Source organism: Enterobacter sp. 22452, assembly GCF_052045065.1.
Taxonomy (GTDB): Bacteria; Pseudomonadota; Gammaproteobacteria; order Enterobacterales; family Enterobacteriaceae; genus Enterobacter; species Enterobacter mori.
Window position 1 is genome coordinate 415,238 of sequence record NZ_JBQEOB010000001.1, and the last position, 17,665, is coordinate 432,902.

Here is a 17,665-nt window from a genome sequence, read left to right on the forward strand (position 1 = left end):
GCTTTTGAAGGCGGGTATCATCCCACCCTCCGCCGGAGATTGCATCGCCATTTTTGTAAAACAATTTCTGTAAAGCAATGATCGGCGGGAAAGTCTGGCAGCGGAGGATAACAGTATGGCTTACCCTGTCAAGGCAGGATAATCAATCAGCCGCTTTTTCTTGCCTCAGGCTATGCGTCTGCGCTTTTCTGATACAACCCGTGCTGATTGATATACGCCAGCACTGACGAAGGCAGCATATCGTCACAGGCTAAACCCTGTTGCAGGCGCTCGCGAATGAGCGTCGCAGAAATATCAAACCACGGCGTTTCTGCCAGATAAATCTTCCCGGCTGGCTGATTATGCAGATCTTCCACGTTGTCGGTGAGATGAGCTTCAAGCCATTGCTGGTACTGTGGTTCGCGCATGGTCAGCGGATAGCCGGGGCGACGGCACACGAGAAGGTGGCTGTTCTCCAGTATGGTTTCATACTGATGCCAGGTAGGAAAGTTGAGCAGGGAATCCTGACCGATAATAAAGGCCAGCGGTTTATTCGGCCCTTGTTCAGCTCGCCACTCCTGCAGCGTCTGGGACGTCCAGGACGGGGTGTTGCGACGCAACTCCCGTTCGTCAAGACGGAAAAGGGGTTTATCCGCAATCGCCAGCGCGAGCATCTCTTTTCGCTGTTCGCTGGTGGCCTCTGGTTGAGGACGGTGCGGCGGAACGTTATTGGGCATAATGATTACGCGCTGCAGGCCGATCAGATTCGCCAGAATTTCAACCGGCTTAAGATGCCCGTAATGCACAGGGTCGAAGGTTCCGCCGTACAGCGCTTGTAGAGAATGCATGCTATCCATCGATAAATACGTCTGCCAGCGCCTTGTGGCAGAGCAGCAGTGAAAGGCTTTCCAGCTCCGACCAGACCGACTGACCGTAATCTTGTTTCAAGGTGAGCTCGGCGCGCATCAAAAGCTGAACAGCCTGGCGCAGCTGCTCATGACTCAGGCGGTTGATGGCCTCGGTGGTCATCGCCCTGCGGTTTTGCCATACACGGTGTTTATCAAACAGTGAACGCAATGGCGTATGGGCAGACTGACGCTTGAGCGTATTCAGTAACAACAGCTCTCGCTGGAGCGTGCGCAGCAAAATGACAGGTTCACTGCCTTCAAGGCGCAGCTGCTGCAATATGTGTAGCGCGCGTTTGCTCTTTGCTGACAGCAGCGCGTCAACCCAGTGAAACGGCGTAAAGTGGGCTGCATCATTTACCGCCTGCTCAACACGCGGTAACGTCAGTTTACCGTCAGGCCAAAGCAGAGAAAGCCTGTCGAGTGCCTGCGCCAGCGCCAGCAGGTTGCCTTCATAGCAGTAGCAAAGCAGCTGGTTCGCCGCCTCATCCAAGTGAAGATTGTGCTGTTTTGCTCGCGCGGCTACCCATTTAGGCAGATGTGCCTGTTCAGGTGTCTGGCAGGTGACCTGCACAGCGTTGGTCGCAAGTTGAGTAAACCACGCTGCGTTTTCCTGCGCCTTAGTGAGCTTGTTACCGCGCACAATCAGCAGCAGATCGCTGTGTAACAGGCTGACCAGGGTGGCGAGTTGCTCATTCATGGCCGCGTTAGGGCCATTTTCCGGCAGCAGGATCTGGATTGTCTGGCGCGATGCAAACAGGCTCATTGCCTGGCAAAGTGAAAAGAGGGCGTTCCAGTCGGTGTTGTTGTCCAGCTGGACGGTGTGGTGCTCATCAAAGCCCTGAGCGACCGCCGCGTGACGAACGGCATCCAGACTTTCCTGAAGTAATAGCGGATCGTTTCCGAGCAGCAGATACGCCGCGCGCAGCCCTTCATTGAGCTGCGCGCGGAGTTGTTCAGGATACAACCTGATCATCAGTTACCCATCGACGTTGACATGGTCGGCGCGTTAGCGTCCGGTGTGTCGATAATGTCAGAGCCTTGTTTCGTCGACGCAGCAATGCTTGGCAGTTTACGGATCAGCTGTTCCGCTGCCTTATCATACATTTCGTTGATGATAATCTGCTGCTCGGCATCTTTTGCCAGTGCCGTTTGCGGGTTATCGAAGAACGAACGGTAGACTTTAGTACTGATTGGATAAATGTCTTTACCCGGAATCAATACGGCCGCTTTCACGTTAAGCACCATCTGATATTCCGCAGTACGGCCATCCTGGAAGATGGACGCGGTATCTTTAGACAACGTCGAGGTCAGGATGCGGAATGACGGAACATCCTGGCGCAAAGTGCCTTTCTCGATCAACTCAACATCGTTCAAACGGAGCTGGTTACGTACAGCCCGGCTGAGTGGGCCATTCGGATCCGATGAGTCGAAGATCAACGTTTTCATCTGAGGCGGCACTGCCGTCGTATTGCGCAGATGCCACCCGCAACCTGCGGTGACAAGCACCGCCAGGGATAAGAGTATTGTTGCCAGTTGTCGCACGTTTCCTCCCGCGCTTAGCCAACGACCAGATTAAGCAGTTTACCTGGTACGTAGATCACTTTACGTACGGTAACGCCCTCAAGATATTTTGCAACCAGCGGTTCCTGACCTGCGCGTTCGCGAACCTGCTCTTCGGTTGCATCAACAGCCACGGTGATTTTACCACGCACTTTGCCGTTGACCTGCACCACAACCAGGGTGGTATTTTCCACCATCGCTGATTCGTCTGCTACTGGCCACGGCGCGTTGTCGATATCGCCTTCGCCTTTCAGCTCCTGCCACAGGGTGAAGCTGGCGTGTGGTGTGAACGGATTAAGCATGCGAACAACGGCCAGCAGCGCTTCACGCATGATGGCACGATCCTGCTCGCCATCCTGCGGGGCTTTCGCCAGCTTATTCATCAGTTCCATAATAGCCGCAATTGCGGTATTGAAGGTCTGACGACGACCAATATCATCGGTTACTTTCGCAATTGTTTTATGAACATCGCGACGCAGCGCCTGCTGATCTTCAGTCAGTGCCGCAGCGTTCAGTGCTGGCGCATCACCCTGTGAGGTGTGCTCGTAAACCAGTTTCCAGACGCGTTTCAGGAAGCGGTTAGCGCCTTCAACGCCGGATTCCTGCCATTCGAGGGTCATGTCGGCCGGAGAGGCAAACATCATGAACAGACGCACGGTGTCAGCGCCGTAACGCTCAACCATGACCTGCGGGTCGATACCGTTGTTTTTGGACTTGGACATCTTGCTCATGCCGGTGTAAACCAGTTCATGACCTTCAGCGTCTTTCGCCTTAACGATACGGCCTTTTTCGTCGCGCTCAACGATCGCATCAACCGGAGAAACCCAGTTACGTTCGCCGTTCGCGCCCACGTAATAGAACGCATCTGCCAGCACCATGCCCTGACACAGCAGCTGTTTCGCGGGTTCGTCAGAGTTCACCATGCCCGCATCGCGCATCAGCTTATGGAAGAAGCGGAAGTAGAGCAGGTGCATGATGGCGTGTTCGATACCACCGATATAGATGTCTACCGGCAGCCAGTAGTTTGCCGCATCGGAATCCAGCATACCGTCCTGATACTGCGGGCAGGTGTAGCGCGCGTAGTACCAGGAGGATTCCATAAAGGTATCGAAGGTGTCGGTTTCACGCAGCGCAGGCTGACCGTTGACGGTGGTTTTTGCCCACTCAGGATCGGCTTTGATCGGGCTGGTGATGCCGTCCATGACGACGTCTTCCGGCAGGATCACCGGCAGCTGATCTTCAGGCGTTGGCATGACGGTGCCGTCTTCCAGCGTCACCATTGGAATTGGCGCACCCCAGTAACGCTGACGGGAAACGCCCCAGTCGCGCAGACGGAAGTTCACTTTACGCTCGCCTACGCCCAGCGAAGCCAGCTTGTCGGCAATGGCGTTGAAGCCGTCTTCAAAGCTCAGGCCGCTAAATTCGCCGGAGTTGAACAGGGTGCCTTTTTCGGTCAGCGCTTGCTCGGACAGGTCGGGTTCAGAACCATCGGCGGCCAGAATAACGGCTTTAATCGGCAAACTGTATTTGGTAGCAAACTCGTAGTCGCGCTGATCGTGGCCCGGTACGGCCATTACCGCACCAGTGCCGTATTCCATCAGAACGAAGTTAGCTGCCCACACTGGAATGGCTTCGCCAGTCAGTGGATGTTTGGCATAGAAGCCCGTTGCAACGCCTTTTTTCTCCATCGTCGCCATGTCGGCTTCGGCCACTTTGGTGTTGCGGCATTCGTCGATGAAGCGAGCCAGTTCCGGATTGTTCTCTGCCGCTTTCTGCGCCAGCGGGTGACCTGCGGCTACGGCCAGGTAGGTCGCGCCCATGAAGGTATCCGGACGGGTGGTGTAGACGGTCAGGGTCTGGTCGTAGTTCTCAACGTTGAAGGTAATCTCCACGCCTTCAGAACGGCCGATCCAGTTGCGCTGCATGGTCTTAACGGTATCTGGCCAGTGATCCAGTTTATCCAGATCGTTCAGCAGTTCGTCGGCGTAAGCGGTGATTTTGATAAACCACTGTGGGATCTCTTTACGCTCAACTTTAGTGTCACAGCGCCAGCAGCAGCCGTCGATAACCTGTTCGTTCGCCAGAACGGTCTGGTCATTTGGGCACCAGTTCACGGCAGAGGTCTTCTTGTATACCAGGCCTTTTTTATACAGCTCGGTGAAGAACTTCTGTTCCCAGCGATAGTATTCCGGGGTACAGGTTGCCAGCTCGCGGCTCCAGTCATAGCCAAAGCCCAGCATTTTGAGCTGGTTTTTCATGTACGCGATGTTGTCGTACGTCCACGGTGCCGGTGCGGTGTTGTTTTTAACCGCCGCGCCTTCAGCAGGCAGACCGAATGCATCCCAGCCGATTGGCTGCAGGACGTTTTTGCCCAGCATGCGCTGGTAGCGTGCAATCACATCACCGATGGTGTAGTTACGCACGTGGCCCATGTGTAGTCGACCAGAAGGATAGGGAAGCATCGACAGGCAGTAATACTTCTCTTTGCTCTCGTCTTCGGTTACTTCAAAGGTGCGCTTCTCGTCCCAGTGTTGCTGGACTTTTGATTCTATCTCTTCCGGGCGGTATTGCTCTTGCATGGCAGCCAGTGGTCCTGTTTTCAATACAGCTACTAAATGTAGCCAATGGATGTGGTATCTCAGATCCGCATAGCATAGCCCAAACGCCCGCGTCAAAACAGCCTTTCGCACAAATGCGCTTTGCAGGAATTTACCGCGTCTGTGCGTCACCTGACAAAGCGGCGGCGAAATAAGGTCTATTATTAGAAATAGTTACTTACCCGGGAGGCAAAATGATGAACAAGGTTGCTCAATTTTACCGCGAACTGGTGGCGACACTGACGGAACGGCTGCGCAACGGCGAGCGCGATATCGACGCGCTGGTCGAGCAGGCGCGCTCCCGGGTGGTGCAAACGGGTGAGTTAACGCGAACCGAAGTGGAAGAGGTGACGCGCGCCGTGCGGCGTGATCTGGAAGAGTTCGCGCGCAGTTACGAGGAGAGCCAGGACGAGGTCGCGGACAGCGTCTTTATGCGGGTTATTAAAGAGAGTCTGTGGCAGGAGCTGGCGGATATCACCGACAAAACGCAGCTGGAGTGGCGCGAGGTGTTTCAGGATTTGAACCACCACGGCGTCTACCAGAGCGGTGAAGTGGTGGGGTTGGGGAACCTGGTCTGTGAGAAGTGTCATCACCATATTGCGGTGTACACGCCGGACGTGCTGCCGCTGTGTCCGAAGTGCGGGCACGATCAGTTCCAGCGTCGGCCGTTTGAGCCCTAGGTAAAAGCAAAACTGTTTGCTCCCTCTCCCCATGGGAGAGGGTTGGGGTGAGGGCATCAGGCCGCACTATAGTAAGCCAGTCTCTCCGCCAGCAAATCCACAAACGCCTCCCGGTCGATATTCACCATCACCGTGGTATTCGGTTTATTCCCCGTCAGCGAGTAATAATCCACCACCGTCATGCCCTGGGTGTATTTTCCCTGTGTCTCAACGCCAACCCATCTGTCCACCGTGGTAAACATTTCAGGTTTTAACAGCCAGGCAATGGTGCACGGGTCGTGCAGCGGTGCGCCGTGGAACCCCCACTTCTCGGCTTTGTGATACTCCATAAAGAAGTCGAGCAGTTCGGCCACGGTTGTCGCAACCGGGTTGCCCACCGAGCGGAAGCGCTCAATATCGTCCGCCATAATCTGCGCGCGGTGGGTAACATCCAGCCCCGCCATCACAATCGGTAATCCTGACTGGAAGACAATCTCCGCCGCCTCCGGGTCGACAAAAATGTTGAACTCCGCCGCCGGCGTCCAGTTCCCCAGCCCCATTGCGCCACCCATAATCACGATCCGGGCGATTTTACCGTGCAGTTCCGGATGACTGTTCAGCAGCAGCGCAACGTTGGTTTGTGGTCCGGTTGCCACCAGCGTTACGGGCTCCGCGCTTTCGCGCAGCACCTTCGCCATCAGCTCGACGGCGGTACAGTTTTGCGGTGCAAACACCGGCTCCGGCAGCGTAGGGCCGTCCAGCCCGCTTTCACCGTGGACGTTATCCGCGATGATAAGCTCGCGCATCAGCGGCTTCACGGCCCCACCCGCAACCGGAATATCGGTGCGTTTAAGCAGCGTGAGCATGCGCAGCACGTTGCGCAGGGTTTTTTCAGGCGTCTGGTTTCCGGCGGATGAGGTGACGGCTTTTACGTTGAGTTCAGGGGAGGCAAGTGCAAGGACGAGTGCGATCGCGTCATCATGACCTGGATCGCAATCGAGAATGATCGGCTGTGCCATAGGGTTCTCCATTCTTAGCGTTATTTTGTGACAAGGTTAACGCTGCAATGTGACGCCGACGAGAAGCAGAGTGTGAAAGCGTGAAGCAGTGCGCAATCCGCAGATCGCGCACCGGGAAGATTAATGCAGGATTTTGGCGAGGAAGTCTTTGGCGCGGTCGGATTTCGGGTTGGCAAAAAACTCTTCTTTCGGAGAGTCTTCCACAATTTTCCCTTCGTCCATAAAGATCACGCGGTTGGCCACTTTACGGGCGAAGCCCATTTCGTGGGTTACGACCATCATGGTCATCCCTTCGTGCGCCAGCTCGACCATTACGTCCAGCACTTCATTGATCATCTCAGGATCGAGCGCCGACGTTGGCTCATCAAACAGCATCGCCACCGGATCCATACACAGCGCGCGGGCGATCGCCACGCGCTGCTGTTGGCCACCGGAAAGCTGTGCCGGGAATTTATCGGCATGTGCCGAGAGACCCACGCGTTCCAGGAGCTTCAGCCCTTTCTCGCGCGACGCCTTTTTATCACGCTTAAGCACTTTTACCTGTGCCAGCGTCAGGTTCTCGATGATAGAGAGGTGAGGGAACAGCTCAAAATGCTGGAACACCATGCCGACGTGTGAGCGAAGCTGAGCAAGATTGGTTTTCTTGTCGTTCACTTTGGTACCGTTGACGACAATTTCACCCTGCTGCACCGGCTCCAGGCCGTTAACGGTTTTGATCAGCGTCGACTTACCGGAGCCGGACGGTCCACACACCACCACGACGTCGCCTTTTTTCACTTCTGTGGAGCAGTCGGTCAGCACCTGAAAGTGCCCATACCATTTCGAAACATTTTTCAGGGAAATCATTATACAGTCCTTTTCTTCAGCCAGCTGACCAACAGCGACGCGCTTAAACTAATCACAAAATAGACCCCACCCGCAAAGAGGACCATCTCAACCTGCGTACCATCACGCTCGCCGATGGTGGACGCGGTACGGAAGAAGTCTGCCAGGCTCAGGACGTAGACCAGAGAGGTATCCTGGAACAGCACGATGCCCTGGGTCAGCAGGAGCGGAACCATGGCGCGGAACGCCTGCGGCAGAATAATGAGCTGCATGGATTGCCAGTGGGTCATCCCCAAAGCCAGTGCGGCGCTGGACTGCCCGCGGGAGATACTCTGAATGCCCGCACGGATAATCTCGGAGTAGTAAGCGGCCTCAAACATCGAGAATGCCACCATGGCGGAGATCAGGCGGATATCGGTTTTCGGCGACAGTCCCAGTACGTTCTGCAGGAAGCCGGGAACAATCAGGTAAAACCACAGCAGCACCATCACCAGCGGAATGGAGCGGAAGACGTTAACGTAGGCAGTCGCAAACCAGGCGAGGGGTTTAAAGCTCGACAGGCGCATCACCGCCAACAGGGTGCCCCAGACGATACCGATGATGATGGCGATCACGGTGATCTTTAAGGTGATCACCAGGCCATCCAGCAGGTAAGGCATGGATGGAACGATAGAACTCCAGTCAAATTCGTACATTATTTGCCCCCCAGATTGCCCGGCAGGCGAATTTTGCGTTCAACCATGTTCATCACCAGCATGATGAAAGCGTTAATCAGAACGTAAGCGAGGGTAATCGCGGTGAAGGATTCCCACGCGTGGGCGGAGTAGTCCAGCAGCTTACCCGCCTGCGCCGCCATATCCACCAGACCAATAGTCGAGGCGATGGCCGAGTTTTTCACCAGGTTCATCATCTCTGACGTCATCGGTGGAACGATAACGCGATAGGCGTTAGGCAGCAGAACGTAACGGTAGGCTTGCGGCAGCGTCAGGCCCATCGCCAGAGCCGCGTTCTTTTGCCCGCGCGGCAGTGACTGGATGGCAGCACGCACCTGTTCGCAAACGCGCGCGGCGGTGAACAGCCCCAGGCACAGCATGGAAGAGACAAAGAACTGAACGTTAGGATCCAGTTCCGCCTTGAACCACATGCCGATATTTTCCGGCAGCAGTTCCGGAATGACCAGGTACCAGGTAAAGAACTGCACGATCAGCGGAACGTTACGGAACAGTTCAACGTACAGGGTGCCGAGTGTTGAAAGAAAGCGATTGGGAACGGTGCGCAGAATACCGAACAGCGAACCGACAAGAAACGCGATAATCCACGCCGTTATCGATAGCGCAACGGTGACCTGAAAGCCGCTCCACAGCCAGCCAAGATAGGTGGTGTTGCCGAACGGGGCTTGTTGCAGAAAGATGCCCCAGTTCCAGTCAATTGACATAATAAACTCCAGAAAAAAAAGGGTAGCAGCGCTACCCTCGAAGATTGGTGAGAAGCTCATTTTCGCGCTGAGTGGGGAACGACCACTCAACGTATAGTCTGTCCATGCTTCCCGACAATCGAGAGGGCAGGAGATCCCGCCCCTGTCGTTCTAATTAGTTAAGCGCTTTATCGTTTGGTGATTTGAACAGTGCTTTCATGTCGTCAGACAGTTCAAAGTTCATGTTGAGGTTCTTTGGTGGAATCGGGTTCTTGAACCATTTGTCGAACCATTTTTCCGCGTCGCCGGATGTCTGTGCCTGCGCGATGGTGTCATCAATCAGCTTTTTGAAGTCAGCATCGTCTTTACGCAGCATACAACCGTAGGCTTCTTTCGACTGCGCGGTGCCCACGATTTCCCAGTTGTCTGGTTTCTTCGCTTTCGCACGTTCGCCCGCCAGCAGGGCGTCATCCATCATAAACGCGACGGCACGACCGCTTTCCAGGGTACGGAAGGAGTCGCCATGGTCTTTCGCGCTGATGATGCGCATATCCATTTTCTTCTCGTCGTTCAGCTTATGCAGCAGCACTTCGGAAGTCGTACCGGAGGTCACAACGACCGCTTTGCCTTTCAGGTCAGCAAAATCTTTGATTGCGCCGCCTTTCTTGGTCAGCAGACGGGTACCCACGACAAAGATGGTGTCGGAGAAGGCGGCCTGTTTCTGACGCTCAAGGTTGTTGGTGGTGGAGCCACATTCAAAATCAAAGGTGCCATTCTGCAGCAGCGGAATACGGTTCTGTGAAGTGATTGGGATCAGCTTCACCTGCAGGTCAGGTTTGTTCAGCTTTTTCTTCACAGCTTCAACGATGGCGTTGGAGTAATCCTGTGAATAGCCTACGACTTTTTGCGTGTTGTCGTAGTAAGAGAACGGGACAGAAGATTCACGGTGGCCGACCACGATGACGCCGTTTTTGGCAATCTTGTCGAGAGTGCTGCCTGCTGCCGGAGCATCTTCAGCGTGAACGACGCCAGCAGACATTCCCATAACCAGCATTGCTGTGGCCAGTTTACGTAATTGCATACCCAACTCCTTTCTTATCAGCGCCAGTGACGCATTGATACCCATTGTGATGTTGTTATATCTCGCGCTATGCGAGTGCAGTGTTATGCAAGCTTGTTAACATTTAGTCTGGCTTAATGTAAAGATTTTGCTGCGTTATTGTTTATTTTTGCGAAGCGCGCCGCACCATTCAGAGGCAATAATCTTTCGTTGCACCGTTTCGGTGCTGCCGATGATCTACGCTGGTGCGACAAGGTTGCACGTTAAGCCAAACTGCGTTTGCGCGAATAAACAAAGCAATAGGCGTGCCAGAATGGGAGTTTGGAGGGTATTGTCGGGTGGCGGCTACGCCTTACCCGACCTACGGGAGCAAAAATGTAGGCCGGGTAAGCGTCAGCGCCACCCGGCAACAGAAGGTAAAATTATTTACGACGCTGACGCAGACTCATCAGCACCGCGGCAAAGCCGAACAGCGTGGTCAAAATCCACAGCGGCCAGTTGCCGGTACGTGCGTACGGCGTCAGCCCCGTGGTAGGCGTGACGGTAGTGGTCAGCACCTCGCGGGTGAACTGCGGGATCATCGCCTGAATGTCACCCTGCGGACCAATCACAGCGGTGATGCCGTTGTTGGTGCTGCGCAGCAGCGGACGCGCCAGCTCCAGGGAGCGCATGCGCGCCATCTGGAAGTGTTGCCACGGGCCGATTGACTTACCAAACCACGCATCGTTGGAGATGGTCAGCAGATAGTCAGTATCCGGGCGGAAGTTATCGCGCACCTGTTCCCCGAGAATGATTTCGTAGCAGATGGCCGCCGTCAGGGCGAGACCGTGCGCGTGCAGCTGAGGCTGAACGTACGGACCGCGGCTGAAAGAGGACATCGGCAGGTCAAAGAACGGGGCCAGCGGGCGCAGAATCGACTCCAGCGGGACAAATTCACCAAACGGTACCAGGTGATTCTTGTTGTACCGGTCAGTGGATTGATAGCTGTATTCGCTGTCTTTACCGAGCGTAATGATGGTGTTGTAGGTGTCGTAGCGGTTTTGCTGATTCAGACGTGCATCAACGATGCCGGTAATCAGCGTGCTGCCGCGCGCCACCAGCAGATCGTTCATCATGTTGAGGAACGGCTGCTGGTTAATTTCCAGATCGGGAATGGCGGACTCCGGCCAGATAATCAGCTGGGATTTACCCATCACCTCTTCGGTGGCGTTGGCGTAGATCTTCAGCGTATTCAGCAGCTCTTTTTCGTCCCACTTCATGGACTGCGGGATATTCCCCTGCACCATGGAGACCTGCATGGCGCGCTCGGGTTCAGGCGTGAACCACTGGATATAACGCAGCGGGAAGGGCAGGACGAAAAGCACCAGCGCCACAGCCAGCGGTTTCCAGCAGCGCGTGACCAGCGCCAGCACCAGCAGGCCGCTGACCACCATCAACAAGAAGTTAATTGCTTCAACGCCCATCACCGGTGCCAGCCCTTTCAGCGGGCCGTCAATCTGGCTGTAGCCGAACTGCAGCCACGGGAAGCCGGTAAGCACCCAGCCGCGCAGGAACTCGGTAATTTGCCAGACAACCGGCGCGGCAATCGCGACGCGCAGCCAGGTGGTTTTAGGCCACAGACGCGAGAGGATCCCTGCGAACAGTCCGGTATAGAGCGAGAGATAGGCGGCGAGCAGCACAACGAGGAAGACGTTAACCGGCCCCGGCATGCCGCCAAACTGCGCGATGCTGACGTAGACCCAGTTGATGCCTGAGCCAAACAGCCCCAGCCCCCAGAAGTAACCGATGGCGGCAGCCTGTACCGGACGACGATTCAGGGTCAGGCCCTGAAGCCCCATCAGGGAGAGAAGGGCCACGGGCCAGATGTCGTAAGGAGAAAAAGCCAGCGTACCGCTGGCTCCGAGCAACAGCGCCAGCAGCAAACGGACGCGCTGGCGTTCAAGTAATGGGGCAAATGCCATTTACATTAATCTTCCAGTTTTGGCACCGGTGAGTCGTCCGGCGTTCTGACGTGAACCTGAATAATACGTCGGCTGTCGGCCATGGCGACTTTGAATTGGTAACCGTCGATGTCAACGGTCTCTCCGCGCGCCGGAAGATGACCAAAGGCCTGCATCACCAGTCCGCCAATGGTATCGACCTCTTCATCGCTGAAGTGAGTGCCGAAGGCGTCGTTGAAGTCCTCAATCGAGGCCAGCGCACGAACGGTCCATGTGTGGCGGCTAAGCTGACGGAAGTCGATATCTTCTTCTTCGTCATACTCGTCTTCGATTTCGCCTACGATCAGCTCAAGAATATCTTCGATCGTGACCAGACCTGAGACGCCGCCGAATTCATCAATAACAATCGCCATGTGGTAACGCTGAGAACGAAACTCTTTCAGCATCCGATCCACACGTTTACTTTCCGGCACAACCACGGCCTGGCGTAACACTTTTTCCATGCTGAAGGCTTCGGCATCGCTGCGCATAAACGGCAGCAGATCTTTGGCCATCAAAATCCCTTCGATGTGATCTTTATCTTCGCTGATGACCGGGAAACGCGAGTGGGCGGATTCGATGATCACATCGAGGCACTCGTCCAGCGTCTGGTTACGTTTCAGGGTGATCATCTGCGAGCGGGGGATCATGATGTCGCGGACGCGCTGGTCGGCGATGTCCATGACCCCTTCGAGCATTTCGCGCGTATCTTCGTCGATAAGGTCGTTCTGCCCGGAATCACGAATCAGCTCCAGCAGTTCATCACGGTTTTTCGGTTCGCCGTGGAAAAGCTGGTTCAGAATGAGGGAGAAAAATCCCTTTTTACTGTTTGTCGTGTCGCTACTGTGTGAATTGTCGTCGCTCATGGCGTTTGTTAAGGGTTCTCTTGTGAGTTCAATGTTTACCGCCGCGCTATGTCCTTACGCGGCGGCATGTTAGTCAGGCGTTAGACCGACTATTCTTTCTCGGCAATGTACGGATCCTCATAGCCCAGAGCAAGCATTATCTCTGTCTCGAGGGACTCCATCTCTTCCGCTTCGTCATCTTCAATGTGATCGTAGCCGAGCAGGTGCAGGCTGCCGTGTACCACCATATGCGCCCAGTGGGCGTCGAGCGGCTTTTGCTGCTCTTTGGCTTCCTGTTCAACCACCTGACGGCAGATGATCAGATCGCCAAGCAGCGGCATCTCGATGCCCGGTGGCGCTTCGAACGGGAAAGAGAGCACGTTGGTCGGCTTATCTTTCCCGCGGTAGGTCAGGTTAAGCTCATGGCTTTCTGCTTCATCCACCAGGCGAATCGTGACTTCTGATTCTTCCTGAAACTGGGGGATGACCGCATCCAGCCATTTCTGAAACTGTGCCTCATCTGGCATGCCGGAATTGTCTTCACAGGCCAGCTGTAAATCGAGGATCACCTGACTCATTTCTGTTCTTGCTCCTGCGCTTCGCGCTTACGTTCCGCGGCCTGTTCGGCCCTGCGTTTTTGATCTGCCTCTTCCCAGGCTTCATAGGCGTTAACGATACGTGCGACCACCGGGTGGCGAACGACGTCTTCACTGTGGAAGAAGTTGAAGCTGATTTCATCGACCTCGGCCAGGACCTCAATGGCGTGGCGCAGGCCAGATTTGGTGCTGCGCGGCAGGTCGATCTGGGTGACATCACCGGTGATAACCGCTTTCGAGTTAAAGCCAATACGCGTCAGGAACATCTTCATCTGTTCGATGGTGGTGTTCTGGCTCTCATCGAGAATGATGAACGCGTCGTTAAGCGTACGGCCACGCATGTAGGCCAGAGGCGCAACTTCAATCACGTTACGCTCAATCAGCTTTTCAACTTTCTCAAAGCCTAACATCTCGAACAGCGCGTCATAAAGCGGACGCAGGTAAGGGTCCACTTTCTGACTTAAATCGCCCGGCAGAAAGCCCAGTTTTTCACCCGCTTCAACGGCAGGGCGGGTCAACAGGATACGACGAATATCCTGACGCTCCAGCGCATCCACCGCAGCGGCAACGGCGAGATAGGTTTTACCCGTACCTGCCGGGCCCACGCCAAAGGTGATGTCGTGGTCGAGGATATTGGCGATGTACTGCGCCTGGTTCGGCGTACGTGGCTTGATGACGCCGCGTTTAGTCTTGATGTTGATCGCCTTGCCGTAGTCCGGCACGCTTTCCGCGCTTTGCTCAAGCACGCGTGCCTCTTTAATGGCGAGGTGAATTTGTTCCGGTTCGATGTCCTGAATCTCGCCACGCATTGGGGCGGTATCGACATACAGGCTGCGCAGAATATCCGCAGCCGCGTTGACGCAGATAGGGCGTCCGGTGAGTTTGAAATGGTTATCGCGACGATTGATTTCGATACCCAGACGTCGTTCCAGTTGTTTGATGTTGTCATCAAACGGCCCGCACAGGCTCAGCAGGCGAGCGTTGTCTGCGGGCTCAAGGCTAATTTCACGCGTGTCTATATTCAAACCGTTCCTCTTTGAGTGTTTTGTAGGCCTGGCGACATAAAACTGTCATTACCGAAAGTATTCACGCCTTAGATTAAAGGCGCAAGCATTGCTATGCATATTGGGACGACGAGAGGAAATACAAGGCCTGCCGGAAAGGCAGGCCAGAAGGATTACGGCTGGTAAATGCCCACGCCTGAATCGTTGACTTTGCGGGTGCGAGAGATAACAGATTCCGGAGATTCAGCAATTCGCAGGCCCATTTCGTCTTCGGTACGTACCAGCTTCGCGCGCAGCGAGTTGGTCAGCACGTCGACAATCTCGACGTCCACGAATTTACCGATCATGTCCGGGGTGCCTTCAAAGTTCACCACGCGGTTGTTTTCGGTACGACCGGACAGTTCCATAATGCTCTTGCGCGAGGTGCCTTCCACCAGAATGCGCTGAACGGTGCCGAGCATACGGCGGCTCCACGCGTTGGCCTGCTGGTTAATACGCTCCTGCAGAATATACAGACGCTGCTTTTTCTCTTCTTCCGGCACATCGTCAACCATATCGGCCGCAGGTGTTCCAGGACGCGCAGAGAAAATGAAGCTGTAGCTGACGTCAAAATTCACTTCACCAATGAGCTTCATGGTGCGCTCGAAGTCATCGGTGGTTTCGCCAGGGAAGCCAACGATGAAGTCGGAGCTGATCTGGATATCCGGACGCGCGGCAAGCAGCTTACGAATGGTGGATTTATACTCCAGCACCGTATGTGGACGGCCCATCAGGTTCAGCACGCGGTCAGAGCCACACTGAATCGGCAGGTGCAGGAAGCTCACCAGCTCAGGTGTGTCGCGATAAACGTCAATGATGTCGTCAGTGAATTCCATCGGATGGCTGGTGGTAAAGCGAATGCGGTCGATACCGTCAATCGCGGCCACCAGGCGCAGCAGCTCGGCAAAGCTGCCGGTAGTGCCGTCGTAGTTCTCACCGCGCCAGGCGTTAACGTTCTGGCCCAGCAGGTTCACTTCGCGAACGCCCTGTGCGGCAAGCTGGGCGATTTCAAACAGAATATCGTCTGCCGGACGGCTGACCTCTTCACCGCGGGTGTAAGGCACCACGCAGTAAGTACAATATTTGTTGCAGCCTTCCATGATGGAGACGAAAGCGGTCGGGCCATCAGCGCGCGGTTCTGGCAGACGGTCAAATTTTTCGATCTCCGGGAAGCTGACGTCAACGACCGGGCTGCGATTGCCGCGCACTTTATTGATCATCTCTGGCAGGCGGTGCAGGGTCTGTGGGCCAAAGACAATATCCACATACGGCGCTCTCTGGCGGATCAGCTTACCTTCCTGCGATGCGACGCAGCCGCCCACGCCGATGATCAGGTCCGGATTTTTACGCTTGAGAAGCTTCCAGCGGCCTAATACGTGAAAGACTTTCTCCTGCGCTTTTTCACGAATCGAACAGGTGTTCAGCAGCAGCACGTCCGCTTCTTTCACGTTTTCTGTCAGCTGGTATCCGTGGGTTGAATCCAGCAGATCGGCCATCTTGGATGAATCGTATTCGTTCATCTGACAGCCCCAGGTTTTTATATGGAGTTTTTTAGTCATCGACTTGCTCAGCTCAGGATTGCAAGCCGCGTATTGTAATGCTTTGGTGGGGTTGTGACCAGTATGAAGGTTATGGGCCTCAAGACCACAAAAATCCGGTAAACTTAAGGGATTCTCCAATAAGGAAAATTGACCATGACACTCCTACACACCGAAGTTGCCGTTGTCGGCGGCGGTATGGTCGGCGGCGCGCTGGCGCTGGGGCTGGCGCAACAGGGATTTGAAGTAACGGTAATTGAACAGGCTGCTCCGCCAGCCTTCGATCCCGCCAGCAAACCGGATGTACGCATTTCCGCGATCAGCGCGGCGTCTGTCGATTTGCTGCGCGGGCTGGGCGTCTGGGAGGCGGTGCTGGCGATGCGTGCGCATCCGTACAGCCGTCTCGAAACCTGGGAGTGGGAAAATGCCCACGTCGCGTTTGATGCCGCCGAGCTGAAGCTGCCGCGTCTGGGCTATATGGTAGAGAACAATGTGCTCCAGCTCGCGCTCTGGCAGGCACTGGAGGCGCACCCGAACGTCACGCTGCGTGTTCCTGACTCCCTCAAGGCGTTGCATCATCAACCGGGTGGATATGTGCTGACGCTGGATAACGGCGATGAGCTGGCCGTGAAGCTGGTGGTGGGGGCGGATGGTGCCAATTCGCAGGTCAGACAGATGGCGGGCATTGGCGTTCATGCCTGGCAGTATCAGCAATCCTGCATGCTGATCACCGTTCAGTGTGAAAATGCGCCCGGTGAGGGCACCTGGCAGCACTTTACCCCGAACGGCCCGCACGCCTTTTTACCGCTGTTTGATAACTGGGCCTCACTGGTGTGGTACGACAAACCAGCGCGCATTCGCCAGCTGCAGGGGCTGAGTATGAAACAGCTGCAGCGTGAAATTCTGCTGCACTTCCCGAGCCGCTTAGGTCACGTCACGCCGGTTGCGGCTGGCGCATTCCCGCTTACGCGCCGTCACGCTTTACAGTATGCCCGTGAAGGGCTGGCGCTGGTGGGCGATGCGGCACACACCATTCACCCGCTGGCCGGGCAGGGGGTGAATCTGGGATATCGTGACGTCGACGCGTTACTGGACGTGTTAGGTAATGCGCGCACTCATGCTGAAGCCTGGGCCAGCCATCAGATTCTGAAACGCTACCAGACGCGACGTATGGCGGATAACTTCATCATGCAGTCGGGGATGGATCTGTTCTACGCCGGGTTCAGTAACGACCTGGGGCCGGTGCGCATTTTGCGTAACATTGGATTAATGGCGGCAGAGCGTGCCGGTGGTTTGAAGCGCCAGGCGCTGAAATACGCTCTCGGACTCTAATCCTTTTACCCTCTCCCCGTGGGAGAGGGCCAGGTTGAGTCAGTACAAAAAAAAAAAGCCCGCAGAGCGGGCTTTTTTGTTACTTAAGTGGCTGGGGTGCAGGGATTCGAACCCCGGAATGCTGGTATCAGAAACCAGAGCCTTACCGCTTGGCGACACCCCAATTGCGTTAAACAGACTGCTTAACGACTTTTTTAAATTGGCTGGGGTACGAGGATTCGAACCTCGGAATGCTGGTATCAGAAACCAGAGCCTTACCGCTTGGCGATACCCCAACAATTTTTTCTAGTCTATCGAATAACTCGACAGAT

The 17,665-nt window shown here is 55.2% G+C and carries 16 protein-coding genes and 2 tRNA genes; 2 read left to right on the top strand and 16 right to left on the bottom strand.

What is annotated here, in order from left to right; translation table 11 throughout:
• Positions 1–170: 170 nt before the first annotated feature.
• From nadD to leuS, 4 genes are read right to left on the bottom strand one after another with little or no spacing between them, the layout of a single operon-like run.
• Complete coding sequence (nadD, locus tag ACTJJA_RS02020; RefSeq protein WP_440665921.1) at positions 171–836, bottom strand: nicotinate-nucleotide adenylyltransferase; 666 nt, start codon at positions 834–836, stop codon at positions 171–173.
• On the bottom strand, positions 829–1,860 hold the full coding sequence (gene holA / locus ACTJJA_RS02025; RefSeq protein WP_440665923.1) for a DNA polymerase III subunit delta: 1,032 nt from the start codon (positions 1,858–1,860) through the stop codon (positions 829–831). The genes nadD and holA overlap by 8 nt, the downstream gene beginning before the upstream one ends.
• Positions 1,860–2,429 carry an LPS assembly lipoprotein LptE gene (lptE, locus tag ACTJJA_RS02030; RefSeq protein WP_041951371.1) on the bottom strand — a complete coding sequence of 190 codons (570 nt, stop codon included), beginning with the start codon at positions 2,427–2,429 and terminating at the stop codon, positions 1,860–1,862. The genes holA and lptE overlap by 1 nt, the downstream gene beginning before the upstream one ends.
• Positions 2,430–2,443: 14 nt before the next feature.
• Positions 2,444–5,026, bottom strand: coding sequence for a leucine--tRNA ligase (gene leuS, locus ACTJJA_RS02035; RefSeq protein ID WP_182402560.1), 2,583 nt, complete (start codon positions 5,024–5,026; stop codon positions 2,444–2,446).
• A 215-nt stretch (positions 5,027–5,241) separates the two neighbouring features.
• On the opposite strand from leuS, the gene ACTJJA_RS02040 reads away from it, so the two are divergent.
• Positions 5,242–5,724 carry a zinc ribbon-containing protein gene (locus tag ACTJJA_RS02040; RefSeq protein WP_440666561.1) on the top strand — a complete coding sequence of 161 codons (483 nt, stop codon included), beginning with the start codon at positions 5,242–5,244 and terminating at the stop codon, positions 5,722–5,724.
• A gap of 56 nt (positions 5,725–5,780) precedes the next feature.
• On the opposite strand, the gene rihA is transcribed toward ACTJJA_RS02040, so the two are convergent.
• The 10 genes from rihA to miaB form a co-directional block, all read right to left on the bottom strand.
• Positions 5,781–6,722 carry a pyrimidine-specific ribonucleoside hydrolase RihA gene (rihA, locus tag ACTJJA_RS02045; RefSeq protein WP_440665926.1) on the bottom strand — a complete coding sequence of 314 codons (942 nt, stop codon included), beginning with the start codon at positions 6,720–6,722 and terminating at the stop codon, positions 5,781–5,783.
• Between the two features lie 120 nt (positions 6,723–6,842).
• Positions 6,843–7,568: an amino acid ABC transporter ATP-binding protein gene (locus ACTJJA_RS02050; RefSeq protein ID WP_010428605.1), complete on the bottom strand. Its 726-nt coding sequence runs from the start codon at positions 7,566–7,568 to the stop codon at positions 6,843–6,845.
• Positions 7,568–8,242, bottom strand: coding sequence for a glutamate/aspartate ABC transporter permease GltK (gene gltK / locus ACTJJA_RS02055; RefSeq protein ID WP_042718003.1), 675 nt, complete (start codon positions 8,240–8,242; stop codon positions 7,568–7,570). Before gltK ends, ACTJJA_RS02050 begins: the two co-directional genes overlap by 1 nt.
• A complete protein-coding gene (gene gltJ / locus ACTJJA_RS02060) occupies positions 8,242–8,982 on the bottom strand; it encodes a glutamate/aspartate ABC transporter permease GltJ (RefSeq protein ID WP_440665929.1) in 741 nt (246 codons plus the stop codon). The genes gltK and gltJ overlap by 1 nt, the downstream gene beginning before the upstream one ends.
• A 154-nt stretch (positions 8,983–9,136) precedes the next feature.
• Positions 9,137–10,042, bottom strand: a complete 906-nt coding sequence (locus tag ACTJJA_RS02065) for an amino acid ABC transporter substrate-binding protein (RefSeq protein ID WP_010428610.1) — start codon at positions 10,040–10,042, stop codon at positions 9,137–9,139.
• Positions 10,043–10,443: 401 nt separating this feature from the next.
• A complete protein-coding gene (lnt, locus tag ACTJJA_RS02070; protein WP_440665930.1) occupies positions 10,444–11,982 on the bottom strand; it encodes an apolipoprotein N-acyltransferase in 1,539 nt (512 codons plus the stop codon).
• Between the two features lie 5 nt (positions 11,983–11,987).
• A complete protein-coding gene (gene corC, locus ACTJJA_RS02075; protein ID WP_010428614.1) occupies positions 11,988–12,866 on the bottom strand; it encodes a CNNM family magnesium/cobalt transport protein CorC in 879 nt (292 codons plus the stop codon).
• An 89-nt stretch (positions 12,867–12,955) separates the two neighbouring features.
• Positions 12,956–13,423 carry an rRNA maturation RNase YbeY gene (ybeY, locus tag ACTJJA_RS02080; RefSeq protein WP_010428616.1) on the bottom strand — a complete coding sequence of 156 codons (468 nt, stop codon included), beginning with the start codon at positions 13,421–13,423 and terminating at the stop codon, positions 12,956–12,958.
• Positions 13,420–14,466, bottom strand: a complete 1,047-nt coding sequence (locus ACTJJA_RS02085; protein ID WP_010428617.1) for a PhoH family protein — start codon at positions 14,464–14,466, stop codon at positions 13,420–13,422. The genes ybeY and ACTJJA_RS02085 overlap by 4 nt, the downstream gene beginning before the upstream one ends.
• A 152-nt stretch (positions 14,467–14,618) precedes the next feature.
• Positions 14,619–16,043, bottom strand: a complete 1,425-nt coding sequence (gene miaB, locus ACTJJA_RS02090) for a tRNA (N6-isopentenyl adenosine(37)-C2)-methylthiotransferase MiaB (RefSeq protein ID WP_120159149.1) — start codon at positions 16,041–16,043, stop codon at positions 14,619–14,621.
• A gap of 135 nt (positions 16,044–16,178) precedes the next feature.
• Here miaB and ubiF point away from each other — a divergent pair, with 135 nt between their 5' ends.
• On the top strand, positions 16,179–17,354 hold the full coding sequence (ubiF, locus tag ACTJJA_RS02095) for a 3-demethoxyubiquinol 3-hydroxylase (RefSeq protein ID WP_440665933.1): 1,176 nt from the start codon (positions 16,179–16,181) through the stop codon (positions 17,352–17,354).
• 88 nt (positions 17,355–17,442) lie between these two features.
• Here ubiF and ACTJJA_RS02100 read toward each other — a convergent pair.
• Together ACTJJA_RS02100 and ACTJJA_RS02105 are read right to left on the bottom strand one after the other, a co-directional pair.
• A tRNA-Gln gene (locus ACTJJA_RS02100) sits at positions 17,443–17,517 on the bottom strand.
• A gap of 37 nt (positions 17,518–17,554) precedes the next feature.
• A tRNA-Gln gene (locus tag ACTJJA_RS02105) sits at positions 17,555–17,629 on the bottom strand.
• Positions 17,630–17,665: the final 36 nt, after the last annotated feature.

What these genes read in the sequence shown, in the direction of transcription:
- corC (WP_010428614.1), bottom strand. Translation starts at nt 12,866, where the DNA reads ATGAGCGACGACAATTCACACAGTAGCGACACGACAAACAGTAAAAAG.
- leuS (WP_182402560.1), bottom strand. Translation starts at nt 5,026, where the DNA reads ATGCAAGAGCAATACCGCCCGGAAGAGATAGAATCAAAAGTCCAGCAA.
- gltJ (WP_440665929.1), bottom strand. Translation starts at nt 8,982, where the DNA reads ATGTCAATTGACTGGAACTGGGGCATCTTTCTGCAACAAGCCCCGTTC.
- ACTJJA_RS02040 (WP_440666561.1), top strand. Translation starts at nt 5,242, where the DNA reads ATGAACAAGGTTGCTCAATTTTACCGCGAACTGGTGGCGACACTGACG.
- lnt (WP_440665930.1), bottom strand. Translation starts at nt 11,982, where the DNA reads ATGGCATTTGCCCCATTACTTGAACGCCAGCGCGTCCGTTTGCTGCTG.
- ACTJJA_RS02065 (WP_010428610.1), bottom strand. Translation starts at nt 10,042, where the DNA reads ATGCAATTACGTAAACTGGCCACAGCAATGCTGGTTATGGGAATGTCT.
- holA (WP_440665923.1), bottom strand. Translation starts at nt 1,860, where the DNA reads ATGATCAGGTTGTATCCTGAACAACTCCGCGCGCAGCTCAATGAAGGG.
- ybeY (WP_010428616.1), bottom strand. Translation starts at nt 13,423, where the DNA reads ATGAGTCAGGTGATCCTCGATTTACAGCTGGCCTGTGAAGACAATTCC.
- miaB (WP_120159149.1), bottom strand. Translation starts at nt 16,043, where the DNA reads ATGACTAAAAAACTCCATATAAAAACCTGGGGCTGTCAGATGAACGAA.
- nadD (WP_440665921.1), bottom strand. Translation starts at nt 836, where the DNA reads ATGGATAGCATGCATTCTCTACAAGCGCTGTACGGCGGAACCTTCGAC.
- ubiF (WP_440665933.1), top strand. Translation starts at nt 16,179, where the DNA reads ATGACACTCCTACACACCGAAGTTGCCGTTGTCGGCGGCGGTATGGTC.
- ACTJJA_RS02050 (WP_010428605.1), bottom strand. Translation starts at nt 7,568, where the DNA reads ATGATTTCCCTGAAAAATGTTTCGAAATGGTATGGGCACTTTCAGGTG.
- gltK (WP_042718003.1), bottom strand. Translation starts at nt 8,242, where the DNA reads ATGTACGAATTTGACTGGAGTTCTATCGTTCCATCCATGCCTTACCTG.
- rihA (WP_440665926.1), bottom strand. Translation starts at nt 6,722, where the DNA reads ATGGCACAGCCGATCATTCTCGATTGCGATCCAGGTCATGATGACGCG.